Source organism: Dyadobacter sp. CY323 (assembly GCF_021390245.1).
Taxonomy (GTDB): Bacteria; Bacteroidota; Bacteroidia; order Cytophagales; family Spirosomataceae; genus Dyadobacter.
This window is the reverse complement of record NZ_JAJUXH010000031.1, coordinates 1-13,303: the sequence shown is the minus strand read 5'-3', so window position 1 is coordinate 13,303 and position 13,303 is coordinate 1. Positions and strand designations below refer to the sequence as shown.

Annotated in this window: 9 protein-coding genes; 4 read left to right on the top strand and 5 right to left on the bottom strand. The window is 45.1% G+C overall.

What is annotated here, in order from left to right:
* Positions 1-86: 86 nt before the first annotated feature.
* Both LZG72_RS27165 and LZG72_RS27160 read left to right on the top strand, forming a co-directional pair.
* The gene (locus LZG72_RS27165; RefSeq protein WP_233878301.1) at positions 87-1,274 is read left to right on the top strand and encodes an MFS transporter; all 1,188 of its coding nucleotides are present in this window, start codon (positions 87-89) and stop codon (positions 1,272-1,274) included.
* On the top strand, positions 1,258-1,872 hold the full coding sequence (locus tag LZG72_RS27160) for a YigZ family protein (protein WP_233878300.1): 615 nt from the start codon (positions 1,258-1,260) through the stop codon (positions 1,870-1,872). The genes LZG72_RS27165 and LZG72_RS27160 overlap by 17 nt, the downstream gene beginning before the upstream one ends.
* Here the strand turns inward: LZG72_RS27160 and LZG72_RS27155 are convergent.
* The 3 genes from LZG72_RS27155 to LZG72_RS27145 all read right to left on the bottom strand — a co-directional run bounded on the left by LZG72_RS27155 (position 1,869) and on the right by LZG72_RS27145 (position 7,195).
* Positions 1,869-2,033: a hypothetical protein gene (locus tag LZG72_RS27155; protein ID WP_233878299.1), complete on the bottom strand. Its 165-nt coding sequence runs from the start codon at positions 2,031-2,033 to the stop codon at positions 1,869-1,871. The two genes, LZG72_RS27160 and LZG72_RS27155, sit on opposite strands and share 4 nt — an antisense overlap.
* 104 nt (positions 2,034-2,137) lie before the next feature.
* The gene (locus tag LZG72_RS27150) at positions 2,138-3,901 is read right to left on the bottom strand and encodes a RagB/SusD family nutrient uptake outer membrane protein (protein WP_233878298.1); all 1,764 of its coding nucleotides are present in this window, start codon (positions 3,899-3,901) and stop codon (positions 2,138-2,140) included.
* Between the two features lie 33 nt (positions 3,902-3,934).
* On the bottom strand, positions 3,935-7,195 hold the full coding sequence (locus LZG72_RS27145) for a TonB-dependent receptor (RefSeq protein ID WP_233878297.1): 3,261 nt from the start codon (positions 7,193-7,195) through the stop codon (positions 3,935-3,937).
* A 326-nt stretch (positions 7,196-7,521) separates the two neighbouring features.
* Here LZG72_RS27145 and uvrA point away from each other — a divergent pair, with 326 nt between their 5' ends.
* Positions 7,522-10,374, top strand: coding sequence for an excinuclease ABC subunit UvrA (gene uvrA, locus LZG72_RS27140; RefSeq protein ID WP_233878296.1), 2,853 nt, complete (start codon positions 7,522-7,524; stop codon positions 10,372-10,374).
* Positions 10,375-10,392: 18 nt separating this feature from the next.
* Here uvrA and LZG72_RS27135 read toward each other — a convergent pair whose 3' ends face one another.
* Together LZG72_RS27135 and LZG72_RS27130 are read right to left on the bottom strand one after the other, a co-directional pair.
* Positions 10,393-11,127: a LytTR family DNA-binding domain-containing protein gene (locus tag LZG72_RS27135; protein ID WP_233878295.1), complete on the bottom strand. Its 735-nt coding sequence runs from the start codon at positions 11,125-11,127 to the stop codon at positions 10,393-10,395.
* Positions 11,124-12,194 carry a sensor histidine kinase gene (locus tag LZG72_RS27130; protein ID WP_233878294.1) on the bottom strand — a complete coding sequence of 357 codons (1,071 nt, stop codon included), beginning with the start codon at positions 12,192-12,194 and terminating at the stop codon, positions 11,124-11,126. The genes LZG72_RS27135 and LZG72_RS27130 overlap by 4 nt, the downstream gene beginning before the upstream one ends.
* Positions 12,195-12,555: 361 nt before the next feature.
* Here LZG72_RS27130 and LZG72_RS27125 point away from each other — a divergent pair.
* On the top strand, positions 12,556-13,303 hold a 748-nt coding region (locus LZG72_RS27125; protein ID WP_233878293.1), incomplete at its 3' end, for a carboxypeptidase-like regulatory domain-containing protein.

Here is a 13,303-nt window from a genome sequence, read left to right as displayed (position 1 = left end):
TTTTAAAGTTGGGAAAAAACCGGCAAGTGCAAAAACGCTCACGAAGTATTCTGGCTATTTCTTGAAGTTAATCGTATTTTTGTTTGATGCAAAAAACCGCTTCCCCCAGCATTTTTACGACGCAATTTTGGTTGCTGGGCCTTAGTTCCTTTCTTTTTTCTTCCAGCTTCAATATGCTGATTCCCGAGCTCCCGGGATATCTTTCAAAAATGGGCGGCGCTGATTATAAAGGTGCGATCATCGGATTATTTACATTAACGGCCGGATTATCAAGGCCATTCAGCGGCCGGCTTACAGACAGGGTTGGCCGAGTGCCGGTCATGGCTTTTGGATCGCTTGTCTGCTTTGTATGCGGCTTAATGTACCCCATTTTCACTACCGTGATGCCGTTTTTGCTGTTACGTTTGGTTCACGGATTTTCAACCGGCTTCAAACCAACGGGTACCTCAGCTTATGTGGCAGACATTGTCCCGGCAGACCGGCGGGGAGAAGCATTGGGCGTTCATGGCATGTGTATGGGAGTTGGTTCAGCTTTCGGGCCGGCTGTCGGCAGTATGATCAGCCAGGCATTTTCGCTCAATGCATTGTTTTACACTTCCTCCATCTTTGCATTGCTTTCTATCGCTATCTTGTTGAACATGAAGGAAACGCTGAAAGAAAAACAGCCTCTATCCATTAAATCTTTTCAGATTACCTGGCGCGACATCTTCGAGCCTGACGTATTTAGCCCGGCTTTTATTACGTTTTTATGTTACTTCAGTTTCGGTGCGGTTTCAACGGTTACGCCCGACTTCAGTGAATATCTGGGCTTGCAGAACAAAGGATTTTATTTTATGGTCTTCACGATTTTTTCCATTCTTATACGTGTATTCGCTGGGAAAGTTTCTGACCAGCATGGTCGCATCCCGGTCACGATGGTGGGCTGCGGCATTCTCATTCTTGGGATGATCATAACCGGTTTTGCGGATACCGTCGTGTTATTTTTGACGGGTGCAGCATTTTTTGGAATGGCGACGGGAATTTTGTCTCCGGTACTTTCCGCCTGGACAGTGGATCTGAGCGGTGATCACAATCGCGGGCGGGCAATCGCAACCATGTTCATTTGTCTGGAAGCGGGAATCGGTCTCGGCGCATTTCTTTCGGCATCACTGTTCGACAATCACAGGCAGAATTTACCGATCGTATTTTTTGCGATGGCAGCCTTCGCATTTGCCGCATTGATTTATACCGTTACTATTTATCAATTAAGAAAACGCCGTGCCCGTGTTATTTGACGACACTTATTCTACGATTGCGGGGCCTGCCGAAAGTCTTTTTAAAGATAAAGGAAGTAAGTTTCTGGCTTACGCATTTCCCATTCAAACGGATGACGACGCAAAATTTCATCTTGCCAGTTTGCGCGAATTACATCCAAAAGCAGTACATCATTGTTATGCTTACCGGTTGGGGACGGACAAAATGGCTTACCGGATGAGTGATGACGGAGAGCCTTCCGGTACTGCGGGGAGACCAATCCTGAATACACTTTATTCCAAAAATCTGACCAACCTCATCATCGTCGTAGTCAGATATTTTGGAGGTACTTTGCTTGGGGTTCCGGGGTTGATACATGCCTATAAATCAGCGTCCGAATTGGCTCTGGCAGATGGTGAGATCGTGACAAAGCATCTTTCAAGCATTTATCAATTGAGCTTTTCATACCTGCAGATGAATGAGGTAATGAAGATTGTGAAGGATCTGGACTTGGCCGCGTCAAACCAATTATTTGAAATGGAGTGCCGCATGAATGTGGAAGTGCGGGCTTCACTTATCGAGCCGTTTTTTACACGCTGCGAGAAGGTAAAAGATCTAATTGTGACGCAAAGCAGTTAATCGTTATCCTTTAACATCCGGATAAAATCATCCTCGTATTCTTTTATTGCCCTCAAAAGCTCCTGCAATTCCTTTTCTTCCGGTGTACCTTTTTTGGCGCCAAAAATTTCATCAGCTCTTTCTGACGCTTTTTCGTATTCGGTTTCATTACTGATTTTCATCGTAGCCTCTGTTTTTATTTTGCAAGATTATGAATGTTGGAGAATAAAAAAAACCGGCCTTTTGAGCCGGTCCTTCCATTTAGGTTAAAAAGAGTCTTCTTAGATCAATACCCTGGATTCTGGGTAAGCGTTGGTTTGCCGTCTAACTGGCTGTTCAGAATTTCATCCTGTGGAAGCGGATAGTAAAGATTTTTGGCGGTAAATGTTTTGCCAGCCATGTAACCTCTTTTACTGAATGTACGTCCGGATGGTTCTTTTCCAGCTACTGCTTCTTCTGCTGCATATTTGTTCAACACTTTTTCAGCAATTCCCCAGCGAACCAGATCGAAGAAGCGGTGACCTTCCATAGCAAATTCAAGTCTTTGCTCCATCCTTACTGCATTTCTTGCAAAATCTGCCCCTTTGCCTGCAAATGTTCCAGCTGGGTAAGGTTCTACTTTGTACGTAACGGTTGGATCTTGCACGGATCCGGTTTTAGCACGAAGACGGATCTGGTTCACATATCCCTCTGCTGCCGCCAGATTTCCAAGTTCAACTTCGCATTCAGCCAGCCACAACAATACGTGGGAAAGCTTAACCATACGGAAGTTGTTATTTACGTTCCTTTTGCTGGTGGAGTGGGTAGTACTATTTTCCTCAGCAAGGTAATACATCCATTTTTTACCGGTAAATGGACCAGCGTACACCTGATCACGAATCCAGGCTGAACCAGGCATTGGGCCCCAGTCAAGGAAGTTTACACCGCGGCGACCAACTGTCCAGTCAAGACGTGGATCAACAGGTACGGTCTTGTCGAGGGTAAATGCGGCAGAAGAAACGATTCCCTGATCATTCGGGAGATCCACTTTGTTGTAAGTATCGAGTGTTCCGTCTGCAGCAGTACCAATCATTGGCAGCCCGTTTTCTGTTTTAAATGCATTCACAAGGTTGTGTGATGCCTGGTAAAATCCGCAGCATCCACGACCCGGAGAGTTTGCAGAGTACGGCCAGTTCAGGTTATCTCCGGCATTACCATTGTTACCGTTCGTACCGTCATTTACAGAAAACTGTATTTCAAAAATCGACTCGCTGTTGTTGTTTCCGGTAGTTCTGTAGTTGTCGTGGTAGTTGGCAACCAATTTTTTGCCCGAATTTTTTACGACATCGTCCAGTAAAGCTTTTGCCTCTGCCCATTTCTTCTCGAATAGTAGTGATTTAGCCAGCATGGATTTCGCAGCCCATTGAGAAGCTCTTCCTTTTTGAGCTTGCGTTGTAGGCAAATTGTCCGCTGCAAATTTGAAATCCGCTTCGATCTTAGGCCAGATATCCTCCGTGTTCGGAATTTTAGTTGAATTCGGATCAGCCGCTACATATACTTTCTCGTCAATGTAAGGAATCTTGTTCCACATTTTTTTAGCTTCAAAATGGAAGAAACCTCTCAAAAAGCGAGCTTCGGCGATAACCTGTGTTTTTTCAGCTTCGGTCATATCCTTAACCAGTTCACCGTTAACAATCTGGATCACTTCGTTGCATCTTGCAACACCATCATATTGGTGCCACCATTTGCCGAGGAAATAGGTGTTGTCCGACAGCCAGTTATACTGTTCAATGAATGATTGTTCAGGCTGGTCACCGGCATCTGTTCCTTTCACTGCATCGTCGCTGGCAATTCCGCCAAAAACATAGTTTGAAACCGTCGACTGGCGGCCGGTATTTCCGGATCCAACTCCGTCAACAAGCGAGTAAGCGCCGATCAACAATGCATTCACACCGTTTTTATTACTCAATTGCTCCAAAGACGCACGTCCTTGTGGCTTCAGATCGAAAAAGCTGTCAGAGCATGAAAAGCTCAGTCCAATTAAGACGATTATTAAGGTTATTTTTTTCATTGGTATAATATGAATTTCGTGAATGTCAAAGAATTAGAAACCGAAGCGTAGACCTACCAGGTATGATTTCGAGACAGGATATGCACCTTCATCTACACCCAAATGTTTGTCCTCGTTGTCGTTACCAGACCTTCTCAGGTTGATATCAGGATCAAGTCCGGTGTATTTGGTGAACGTGAATAAGTTCTGTCCCTGGATATAAACCTGTGCAGAGGCGATCTTCACTTTTTTCAGGAGCGCAGTAGGCAGTGTGTAGGTTAGCTGGATGTTTTTCACGCGGAAGTAAGAACCATCTTCCAGGAAGTAAGAAGAAACCTGCTGGCTGGTCGCATCACCCGAGTTAAGTCTTGGCAATTTTGCATTATCACCCGGTTTTTTCCAGGAGTTATAAAGCATATCCTTCGACCTGTTACCCTGGAATACGTTGAAGTCCGTCCAGTATCTCACATAATTGAAAATCTCGTTGCCTTGTACGCCTTGTCCAAATACCGCAAGATCGAAAGCTTTGTATCCGAGATTCAGGTTGACACCGTAGTTGAAGTCCGGGTGTGGGCTGCCGATAATGGTTCTGTCCGCAGCTGTGATGATTCCGTCCCCATTTACGTCTCTGAATTTGAATGTACCCTCACGAGTATACGATCCGAATTTCGGCGCAGCATCTGCCTCTGCTTTATCCTTAATCACGCCATCAACAAAGTAGCCATAATAACTTCCGATCGGAGAACCGGCTTTGGAAGCTGACATCGCTGGAAGACGTGTCGCAAAACCAAAAATTGTCGCGTTCGGGTCATTGTTCAGTTTCACCACCTCGTTTTTGTAGTGACCAAAATTCACACCTAATGTATAGTAGAAATCACCTTTCCTGTCACGGAAATTCAGACCAATATCAAAACCTTTGTTGGTAACCTCACCAATGTTAGTATAAGGAATGGTACCTGTACCTGCTGTTCTTGGAATGGCAATCTGCGTCAACATGTCCGTCGTTTTACGATTGTAAAAATCAAGAACGACTTCCAGTTTGTTGTTCAGCAATACCGCATCGACTCCAATGTTGGTGGATGTGTTAGTCTCCCATTTACCATTTGTATTACCGAATTGTACAAGGTCAAATCCACCCACGATCGATGTTCCGGTACCGTTGATGTCGTAAGCATTGTTTTGTGGATCCGGAGCATAAAGGGTATATGCGTTGTAAACGTTCGGGATCAGCTGGTTACCTGTTTTACCCCAACCAAAACGTACTTTCAGATCGTCCAGCACTTTTTTCGTTGGTTTCATGAAGTTCAATTCGGTCATACGCAAACCCAGAGAGAATGCTGGGAAAACACCGTACCGGTTCGCTTCTGAGAAACGGGAAGATCCATCGCGGCGTAATGTAAAGTCAGCAAGGAAAAGGTCTTTGAAACCGTAATTGATTTTACCGAACTGAGAAAACAATGCACTGCGCGTTGCTCCACCGCCCGCATTCGCCAAACCAGCTGCCGAACCTGCATCCAGATAGCGGTAGTCAAGGTCGTCAAATGCAAAACCGCTCCTGCTGGCCTGGAAGCCTGCTGAGTAGGTTTTCACAGCTTCTGTTCCCACCAATACATTTACGTTATGCGGGCCAAAGATTTTTGCATAGTTCAACGTATTAAACCAGGTAATGGAGCGATCAAGGTTGTTGATCACGTTCATACTGTTTGCGTTTCTGGCCTCAGCCGCTTCAATATCACGGTGAAAGTATTCAGAACGGTTTGACTGATTGTATTCCAGACCGAAACTGGTTCTTCCGACAAGCCCCGGCAAGATGTCAACCTGCGCATACATGTTTCCGAACACGTGAGTTGCTCTTGTCAGGTTATCTTTTTCACGATACAAACGTGCGAGTGGGTTAGGAGCATTTCCTAAGTTACTACCGCGGCTTCCTGCAAAACCGTTATATGGAGATGTGTTCGTTCCTCCCAATGCAGTGGGGCCTCCTGTGATATCGAAAACGGGGATGATCGGATGAACGCGGATGGCGAACATGATCGGATTTCCTTCGTCGTTGTTGGTGATACCTTGTCTCTCATCATATGAGAATGTAAGGTTTTCTCCCACAGTTATTTTCCCTTTTGTGAATTCGGTATTGGCCCGTACAGAGTACCTTTTGTATTTGGTATATCTCAAAATACCGTCTTGCTTGAAATGGTTGGCAGAGATCGCATATTTAGCAGATTTTGAACCACCCGACGCTCCGATCTGATAATTGGAAATAGGGGCCGGATCAAAAATTACATCCTGCCAGTCGGTACCTTCTTTATTTGCTTTTGTAATGTTAAATGCGGTTACCCCAAGCTTCGGATCAGCAATGTCATTTGTATACGTGTAGTTGGAAGGAAGTGTGCCATACACGTTTGGATAAATGTAATCAGCAATGGTCTGATTACCATTTTCATCAAACTTATACTGAACTGAGGGAGAAGTAGCTGACGGGTTCTTGCCAGCTCCAAGATCGGACTCGTAAAGATATTGTCCTAATTCCTTGGTATTCAGCAGATCCAGCATTTTACCGGGTCTTTGTGTACCTGTGTAAAAGTCAAATGTAATGTTTGGCTCACCTGGCTTGCCTTTTTTCGTAGTGATGATCACAACACCGTTGGCAGCACGTGCACCATAGATGGAAGCCGCAGAAGCATCCTTCAAAACCTGCATTGACTCGATGTCGTTCGGGTTAAGCTGGTTGAGGGTCCCCTGTGTGGGGACTCCGTCAATTACATATAATGGACTGTTGTTATTGATCGATCCAAAACCACGGATACGAACCATGGTACCGCCGCCGGGGGAGTTGTCATTTCCAACTGTAACACCCGCTGCACGGCCCTGAAGCATTTGAGTAACACTCGCGGCAGGTACTGCTGTGAGCTCTTTCGGGCTGATTACGGATACTGCACCTGTAATATCCTGCTTGCGCTGGGAAGCATAACCGGTTACAACAACTTCGGTCAGGCTTTTGATATCATCCGATAAACTGATGTCTATAACGGATTTCGCACCCACTACAACTTCCTGTTTGATATAACCAATGGAAGAAAATACGAGCGCGGCATCCGCTCCTTTGGCCTCAATAGAATACCGGCCCTCAGCATCTGTAACAGTTCCTGTGTTAGTGCCCCGTAACTGTACGTTTACTCCTGGAATTCCCGCCCCGTCGGCAGTGGAAGATACTTTTCCAGTAACCTGCCTGTCCTGCGCATATGTGACACTGACACTCAGCAATGCACATAGGAATAGTGTTACGGAAGTCAGTAAGACTCGTAAATTTTGTTTCATAAAATAGGGAAGTTAAAATGTTAAGAATGTATTAGTAATTATCAAGATAATATCAAAAATACACATTGTGCTGACAAAACGGTGTTTCAAAAAGTATTTTTGGGGTATTTATTATAAATATACTAAGGGTTACATATTTTATTATTCTCATTTATGTGCAAACGTGCAAACGTTTGCATCTTAACAGGCAGTCTTGAGAAATTGCAATAAATGATTTGGAAAATCTGATCGAAAATCACACAAATTTTATGCAACTCAACACCTAATTTTGGGGTTAAAGATTTAGGAGAGCTTTTACTAACTGTGCAATTAATCCAAATTTTATCTTGGAACATTTGAATGCAACTGAACTTGCGGGTCAGGATTTAATCGAAGTAGAAGGTGCGCGCGAGCATAATCTGAAAAATATTGACGTCAATATTCCACGTAATAAACTGGTTGTGGTGACGGGAATAAGCGGGAGTGGAAAGTCCTCGCTGGCATTTGATACGATATATGCGGAGGGGCAACGGCGATATATGGAGAGCTTTTCGTCGTACGCCAGAGGGTTTATCGGTGAAATGGAAAGACCTGACGTAGATAAAATTAGCGGGTTGTCGCCGGTAATCAGTATCGAGCAGAAAACCACTTCGCGCAATCCACGGTCTACGGTGGGGACAGTAACGGAAATCTATGACTTTTTAAGGCTTTTATATGCACGAGCAGGCGAGGCATATTCTTATGTGACGGGCCGGCGGATGATCAAGCAATCGCAGGATCAGATCGTAAATCAGCTTATGACGCAGTTTTTAGGACAAAAGATCGTGTTGCTTGCTCCGGTTGTTAAAGGAAGGAAGGGACATTACCGGGAGTTGTTTGTACAAATAACCCGTATGGGCTATACGAAGGTACGTGTAGACGGTGAGGTTCAGGATATTACAGCCAAAATGCAGCTCGACCGTTACAAGGTTCACGATATCGAAATTGTGATTGACCGCATTATCCCTAAAAAAGAAGAGGAGGATTCGCAGTCCCGCTATCGCATGAGCCAGTCTGTAGCGACGGCCATCAAACAGGGAAAAGGCGCATTAATGGTTTTGGACGCAAAAGGCGAAACGTACTATTTTTCTCAAAACCTGATGGACCCGGAGTCGGGGATCAGCTACGATGACCCTGCTCCCAATGCGTTTTCATTTAACTCGCCATATGGGTGGTGTCCTACCTGCCAGGGTTTGGGAATGGTCGAGGAGATTACGGAAGAATCCATTATGCCGGATAAGTCACTGAGCATCAGCAAAGGCGGGATCGCGCCGATGGGTGAATACCGGGATGCCTGGATTTTCAAACAATTGGAGGTGTTACTCAAACCTTTTAAGATCACATTGCAGACACCGCTGGATAAGTTTCCGGAAGAAGCGGTGAAACTGGTTCTTTATGGAAGTGAAGATGCGGTAGCCGTACCTTCCAAAAAGTATCCGGGAACGGAATGGGAGACGAAATTTGACGGCATCATTAATTTCCTGAAAAGACAGCAGGAATCAGGGAATGAGAAAATCCAGGATTGGCTAAAAGATTTCATGGTGACCCAAACCTGTCCGGAATGCCAGGGCAAGAGACTGAAGAAGGAATCTCTTCATTTCAAAATTGATCAAAAAGATATTTCTGAACTGTCTGACAGCGATATACGTGTGCTGGCTGACTGGCTGGTAAACCTAGAAGATCGTTTAGAAGAACGTCAGCGGGCAATTGGTCACGAGGTCTTGAAAGAAATCCGGAAGCGGGTAGGGTTTTTGCTTGATGTAGGATTGGATTACCTGACTTTGAACCGCGCATTGCGGACGTTGTCGGGAGGTGAAGCGCAACGGATCCGGCTAGCGACGCAAATTGGTACCCAGCTTACGGGTGTTCTTTACATTATGGATGAGCCCAGCATTGGTCTGCACCAGCGGGACAATGTCCGGCTGATCAACTCATTAAAGAGTCTCCGCGATCTTGGGAATACGGTTTTGGTTGTTGAGCATGATAAAGATATGATGCTGGCATCCGACTATATTCTGGATATCGGACCAGGTGCGGGCCGTCATGGAGGAAATGTTGTGGGAGCTGGAAGTCCCGAGGTTTTTCTGAAAAACGGATCATTGACTGCTGAATATCTCAGTGGCCGAGAAGCAATTGAGGTACCTAAAAAACGCAGAAAGGGTAATGGGGATACCATTACCTTGAAAGGATGTACGGGGCATAATCTTAAAAATGTCAGTATGTCTATTCCGCTGGGCACGATGATCTGCGTGACCGGTGTGAGTGGAAGCGGCAAGTCGTCGCTGATTCACGAAACACTGTTTCCGTTATTGAACCACCATTTTTATAAATCGCGACGTGAGCCATTGGCTTACAAATCCATTGAAGGGCTGGAACATATTGATAAGGTGATTGAGGTAGATCAATCGCCGATCGGGCGGACGCCACGTTCGAATCCGGCTACCTATACCAATTTATTTACTGATATACGGACACTTTTTGCCGAATTACCGGAAGCCAAAATCCGCGGATACAAACCGGGACGTTTTTCATTTAATGTCAAAGGCGGACGCTGCGAAGATTGTGAAGGTGCGGGAATGAAGAAAATTGAAATGGATTTCTTGCCTGATGTCCATATCAATTGCGAAACCTGCAAAGGAAAGCGATTTAACCGTGAAACGCTGGAAGTGCGGTTTAAAGGAAAATCCATCGCGGATATTCTGGATATGACGGTGGAGACCGCGCTCGAATTCTTCGAGAATCAGCCACGACTTTTAAGAAAAGTTCAGACCCTCAACGATGTTGGTCTGGGTTACATTACGCTTGGCCAACACGCTACTACACTTTCGGGTGGAGAAGCGCAGCGCGTTAAGCTTTCGGAAGAACTTTCAAAACGCGATACCGGAAAAACGCTTTACATTCTGGACGAGCCGACTACGGGATTGCATTTCCAGGATATCCGGCATTTGCTGAATGTCTTGAACAAACTCGTTGAAAAAGGAAATACCATTCTCATCATCGAGCACAATATGGACGTAATCAAAGTGGCTGATTATGTGATTGATGTGGGCCCGGAAGGCGGGGCGAAAGGCGGTAAGATCATCGCCGAAGGAACGCCTGAAAAAGTTGCAAAAGTGAAGGGAAGCTATACAGGATATTTCTTGCAGGAAGAGTTGAAATAACTCACCTGCAAGATTCAATCACATCCATTTGCTCAGAAACTGGTTAAATAAGTCTTTGTACTGATCACTCACCGGAATGGTGGTAGGTCCGATCTGTATCGTATTTCGGGTTACCGCGCCGATTTTATCCAGATTTACAATAAAAGACCGGTGAACACGCATGAATTTGATTGCTGGAAGTTTTTCTTCCAACGCTTTCAGACTGGTCAGTGAAAGGATCGGTTTCGGGTCCGATTTGAGGTGGACCTTCACATAATCTTTAAGTCCCTCCATATACAGGATGTCGTCATAAGCGATGCGGACAAGCTGGTACTCGACTTTCAGAAACAAATACTCATCCTTCGTTTCGGGGAAAGCAGCTGCCGACGCTTTTTGAAGAAGCTCCGCGTAGGCTTGCGCCTTGGTTGCGGCCCGGAGGAACTCTTCATAGTTAAAGGGTTTTAGGAGATAGTCTATCGCATCGACACGGAAACCGTCTAATGCGTATTGATTAAATGCAGTCGTAAAAATGATCCTGGGCGCTCGGTTTCCGGCTTTCTCTAGTATCCGGGCAAGTTCAATTCCAGTAAGGTCCGGCATTTGAATGTCCAGAAAAATGACATCAAGTTGCTTTGTGTTAATCGCTTGCAAAGCCTCAACCGCACTCGAATATCTTCCGGCCAGGGACAAAAAAGGGGTTTTTTCAATAAATGCGCAGACAAGGCCTAATGCAAGTGGCTCATCATCGACTGCGATGCATTCCAATGCACTCATGCAGTTTCTAATTCTAAGTGAACTTCAAATTCTTTTTCTTCCTTGTTTTCCGTCACTTCCAGCTGGTATTTTCCAGGATAAAGCAGGTCGAGCCGACGCTGGGTATTAGCCAGGCCAATGCCATTACTTTCGTCCAGAACTGCCCGTTTATCGGTAAACAAAGTGTTTTTTACCTCCACAAAAATCTTATGTGATTCCTGGCGGATCTGAATATCGATACGGCTTGGCTGAACCGCGCTGACACCGTGTTTGAATGCATTCTCAATGAATGGCAGAAACAACATCGGCGCAATGCTAACATCGTGGAGCGGATTGGGCGGATCGAGATGTACGGTCACTTTATCTGTAAGCCGGAGCTGCATTAACTGAATGTAATCCTGCGCAAAAGCAATTTCCTGACTCAGCAAGACGGTCCCGTGCTGCGTTTCGTACAATACGTAGCGCATCATACGCGACAGCTTATGCAATGCCTCCCGCGAAGCCTCCACGTCGATCACCGTCAATGCATAAATATTGTTAAGTGTATTAAAAAAGAAATGCGGATTGATTTGCGCTTTCAGAAAGGAGAGCTCGGAGTTAATCTTTTCTTTTTCAAGATTTTGTCTGTCATGTTTGTCTTGCTGCGCATTCTTAACCGCAGCAACGCTGGTACTCAAACCAATGATCATCAATGCAGTGAGCAATGCGAAATTGTCCAGCTTTTCCTGATGCTTCTTCTCCCCATTTGCTTCCCGCGCCATCCGGAATGCATGATCCATCTGTTCTCCGTGATGGATAAGGATTTTCACGCGCTCCATCACAAAAGCCAGCAGTACTACGGATACTATATTCAGGATAATGAATTTAAAATAGCGGTTCTTTGCCAGGTACCTGGGGAACAAGATATAGTAATTGAGATAAAATGCGGAAATAAGGAGGGCCAGTAAAACAGCCTGTTTAATCCAGAAAGAAACAGGAAACACAATCTGCCAGCTCAATGGTTGCCACATCAGGAACAGAGCGAGAAAGCTCCATCCAAGAAGATGTAAGATCAACGGCGGGTATTTTCTAGCGGCACGCGTATCCATTTATAAATTAGTTAGTTATTAATGCGATAAAGTCACATTATTCTAATCACAATCTTACAGGGAATTTATTAAAACACCTATTGCAATCGATCAAAGTTCCTTAAATACCGACCGATCCACTTCTGCAATCTATTAATCACTTATCTACTACTGCCCGAATTTGGCTTAATGTTACTTCTAGATACAATCTGGTTGTCTAATAGCATGTTACGGGTTATTTTCATCCATTCCGATCGCCTCTTAATCGTGTTAAATGTCCTATTGATCGGTACATTCCCCTGTTCCATCTATTCCCTTTTTTTCTCAATCCAATTGGTAGTTACTTTGAAATTCGAAAAGTACACGATAATACAACCCAACCATGAAACGTAGTTTACAATCAGCAATTCTTATAGTAATGACCGTCATCGCATCCGCGTCATACGCCCAGTTTCCGGGTGGCGGCGGCGGGGGAGGTGGTAGCCGCGGTGGTGGCGGATTCGGAGGTGATCAGCGGGGTGGCGACAGACAACGCCAAACCGTTATTCCGGGTACCGCAGAGGATACGCCAAAAGGAACGGGGAAAATCAAAGGTATTTTGATTGACTCTGTGAGCAAAAAGCCCGTTGAATTTGCGGCGTTGGCTCTGGTTGATGTAAAATCAAATAATCCGATTGACGGTACGACAACCGATGAAAAAGGCGAATTTTCGATGACGAAAGTGGCATCGGGAAATTTTAAGATCCTTATTTCATTTATTGGTTATAAAACAAAAACCATCGCCGATGTAAAAATTGACCGACGTACCGAACTGGATCTTGGGTCGATCTCATTAGCCCCGGATGTGGTTCAGCTGAATGAAGTGGAGGTAGTAGGAATGGCCCAGCTCATTGAAGAAAAAGTGGACCGTTTGGTATACAATGCGGAAAAAGATATCACCAGTAAAGGTGGCGATGCTTCGGATGTTATGAAAAAGGTACCGATGCTGACGGTGGACCTGGATGGAAATGTTTCATTGAGAGGAAGTTCCAATGTCCGGGTTTTGATCAATAATAAGCCATCTACCATTATTGCCACCAGCGTTGCGGATGCATTAAGACAAATTCCGGCCGACATGATCAAATCGGTAG

Coding starts and splice junctions, on each gene's coding strand:
- LZG72_RS27165 (WP_233878301.1), top strand. CDS start 87: ATGCAAAAAACCGCTTCCCCCAGCATTTTTACGACGCAATTTTGGTTG.
- LZG72_RS27155 (WP_233878299.1), bottom strand. CDS start 2,033: ATGAAAATCAGTAATGAAACCGAATACGAAAAAGCGTCAGAAAGAGCT.
- LZG72_RS27150 (WP_233878298.1), bottom strand. CDS start 3,901: ATGAAAAAAATAACCTTAATAATCGTCTTAATTGGACTGAGCTTTTCA.
- LZG72_RS27145 (WP_233878297.1), bottom strand. CDS start 7,195: ATGAAACAAAATTTACGAGTCTTACTGACTTCCGTAACACTATTCCTA.
- LZG72_RS27135 (WP_233878295.1), bottom strand. CDS start 11,127: ATGAGTGCATTGGAATGCATCGCAGTCGATGATGAGCCACTTGCATTA.
- LZG72_RS27130 (WP_233878294.1), bottom strand. CDS start 12,194: ATGGATACGCGTGCCGCTAGAAAATACCCGCCGTTGATCTTACATCTT.